The 2,425-nt window shown below is 64.6% G+C and carries 5 protein-coding genes; 1 reads left to right on the top strand and 4 read right to left on the bottom strand.

What is annotated here, in order from left to right:
- Positions 1-563 (bottom strand): ribulose-phosphate 3-epimerase (gene rpe, locus MOV75_RS34730; protein ID WP_247007597.1); only part of this gene is annotated, 563 nt, incomplete at its 3' end.
- Positions 560-958: a hypothetical protein gene (locus tag MOV75_RS34725; protein ID WP_246931137.1), complete on the bottom strand. Its 399-nt coding sequence runs from the start codon at positions 956-958 to the stop codon at positions 560-562. The genes rpe and MOV75_RS34725, both read right to left, overlap by 4 nt.
- Between MOV75_RS34725 and MOV75_RS34720 the strand changes: the two genes are divergently transcribed.
- Positions 957-1,595, top strand: a complete 639-nt coding sequence (locus MOV75_RS34720) for an EF-hand domain-containing protein (protein ID WP_246931136.1) — start codon at positions 957-959, stop codon at positions 1,593-1,595. The two genes, MOV75_RS34725 and MOV75_RS34720, sit on opposite strands and share 2 nt — an antisense overlap.
- A gap of 13 nt (positions 1,596-1,608) precedes the next feature.
- Here MOV75_RS34720 and MOV75_RS34715 read toward each other — a convergent pair whose 3' ends face one another.
- Positions 1,609-1,821 (bottom strand): KTSC domain-containing protein, encoded by a 213-nt coding sequence (locus MOV75_RS34715; RefSeq protein ID WP_246931135.1) that lies wholly within the window; start codon positions 1,819-1,821, stop codon positions 1,609-1,611.
- A gap of 49 nt (positions 1,822-1,870) precedes the next feature.
- On the bottom strand, positions 1,871-2,425 hold a 555-nt coding region (locus MOV75_RS34710), incomplete at its 5' end, for a P1 family peptidase (protein ID WP_247007596.1).

Here is a 2,425-nt window from a genome sequence, read left to right as displayed (position 1 = left end):
CACCGAATTGTGCGGTCTCGTGGATCGAGCCCCAGAGGCGGGCGGAATCGATTAGTCATCGCGCGGATATCGCGGATCTTGCCGATGGCGGAGGGAATGAAGGCCTGGCCGCCGAAGCCCGGATTGACCGACATCACCAGCACGAGGTCGACGAGGTCGAGGACGTATTCGAGCGTGCTGACCGGCGTGCCGGGATTGAGCGAGACGCCGGCCTTCTTGCCGAGCGCGCGGATCGCCTGCAGCGAGCGGTGCAAATGGGGACCGGCTTCCGCATGCACGGTGATGTGGTCGCAGCCGGCTTTCGCAAACGCCTCGAGATAGGGGTCACAGGGCGAGATCATCAGATGCGCATCGAACACCTTCTTTGTGTGCGGGCGCATCGCCTTGATGACGTCGGGGCCGTAGGAAATGTTGGGAACGAAGTGACCATCCATGACGTCGAGATGGATCCAGTCGGCGCCGGCGGCGTCCACGCTGCGCACCTCCTCGCCGAGCCTGGAGAAATCCGAAGCCAGGATCGAGGGCGCGATTGCCAGGGGGCGGGGGGCGAAGGCTTGGGTCATGGCGCGATTTCCCGTGGCGGCCGTGAAAGATGGCCTCGCCTAACATGGGCCTCCGTGGCGGGCAATGCAGGGGAGGCGTGCTTCCTGTGGGCGGAAATTTCTGCCGCGACCGGCACGAATTGCCGGTGTTCCCGGGCCATCCAAGCCGCGGCGGCTGCGGATTTCATTGAACTTTTTGCGCTGGCATGACGCTTGCTGACGTTACCCGACAGAACATTGGCGGCGGCATGCCGCATCGGTTGGAGTTGTGCAATGTTGTTGGCCCTTGGCGCCGTATCCAGCGCGCTCGACGCGATCCAGTCGCTGACGAACTCGAAGTCGTCTTCGTCGGCGCAGAAGGCGGGATCTTCGCAAGGCGCAACCAATCCGTTCGCGATCGACAGCACGGGCAGCATGACGACCTCGTTGGTCAGCTCAGGCAGCCCCCCACAGATCGCGCCGGAGACCATGAGCGCGCTGCTCGCGGCGCAGAGCCAGTCCACCGACGGCGCGAACAGTTCGGCGACCTCGACCTCGTCGAATTCGTCGTCCTCGGCGTCGAAGGGCCGGGAGGCTGCGCTGAAGGATCTGTTCTCGCAGATCGATGCGGATGGCGACGGCAGCATCACCAAGTCCGAGTTCGAGGACGCGCTGGGCGCCGGCGGCACCAACCTCGCGCAGGCCGATAACGTGTTCTCGAAGCTCGATGCGAACTCCGACGGCAGCGTCAGCCTTGACGAGATGTCGAAGGCGCTGAAGAGCGGCCACCACGGACATCATCACGCGCAAGGTGCCGGCGGCTCGGGCGATGGATCGGATTCCTCGTCGAAGTCGAAGGGCGGATCGACCTCGACCACGACGACAGCTGCCGACGGCTCGACCACGACGACCGTCACCTATGCCGACGGCTTCAAGATGTCGACGACGGTGCCGGGCACCTCCAGTCCCCGTAATTCGGCCTATGATCTGTTCGCGCAGTTGATGCAGCGGCAAGGCGGGCAGGGGCAAAGCGCCCCGGCGGCGGCCGGCTCGTCCATGTCGATGAGCGTGTGAGCGGCATCCGAGATTAGCCGGCATACTCGTGCGTGATGTCACGATAGACATACCGGTCACGGATTTCGTGGTTGAAGAACGTCCCCTTTGCGCGCGCGTCCCTGAACGCGGCGGCGACCTCGGGCGGAACGTCCTCGTAGACATAGAGGCGTCCGCTGACAAAGGTCACCTTCAGCTCGCGCGTGTCGGGCGAATAGCGAAAGAAGCGGATCACGGAAGACGGCATGGCGGTAAACCTTGGCCTGCCAGGTAACGCCGTATCCGCCGTTTCGTTTCTAACCGAATCTGTCCTTCCACGCCGGCTGCGCCCCCGGAAATGGCAGCGCGATCGCGTTGTACACGCCGCTTGCAATAGCGCGCGCGACCACGTTGGCGGCGACCATGCCGAGTTCGGTGAGCTCAACCAGCGGCTCGATCGGCTTCTCGCAGGTGGCCGCGGCGAACAGCACGTCGCCGTCGAGTGGAGCGTGCACCGGATAGATCGCGCGTGCAAATCCGGTCTGGGCGATCATCGCGAGCCGTTTGGCCTGTGCCTTGCTCAGAATCGCGTCGGTGACGACAAGGCCGATCGTCGTGTTCTCGCGCTCACTCGCGGCCGGACCGCCCTTGATACGCATCGCCAGCATGTCGGGCGTGAAGCTTGACGGCAGGCCGCGCCTGCCGAACTCGCCGTTTTCCTCGAACGGTGCGGCCCAGAACCAGGGGCCGTTGCCGACAGTAACGCTGCCGACCGCATTCACCACCACGATCGCGCCGACCTTGATGCCGTTCGCGGTCACGGCCGACGCCGAACCGATTCCGCCCTTGAAGGTGGCGGTGGTGGCACCCAG

Origin of the sequence: Bradyrhizobium sp. PRIMUS42, from assembly GCF_023006515.1 — a bacterium.
Classification (GTDB): Bacteria; Pseudomonadota; Alphaproteobacteria; order Rhizobiales; family Xanthobacteraceae; genus Bradyrhizobium.
The sequence above is the reverse complement of the archived record's forward strand: the minus strand, read 5'-3'. Positions and strand labels throughout refer to the sequence as shown.

Excerpts from the sequence above, each read along its gene's own strand:
- MOV75_RS34720 (WP_246931136.1), top strand. The coding sequence starts at position 957 with ATGACGACCTCGTTGGTCAGCTCAGGCAGCCCCCCACAGATCGCGCCG.
- MOV75_RS34725 (WP_246931137.1), bottom strand. The coding sequence starts at position 958 with ATGCTGCCCGTGCTGTCGATCGCGAACGGATTGGTTGCGCCTTGCGAA.
- MOV75_RS34715 (WP_246931135.1), bottom strand. The coding sequence starts at position 1,821 with ATGCCGTCTTCCGTGATCCGCTTCTTTCGCTATTCGCCCGACACGCGC.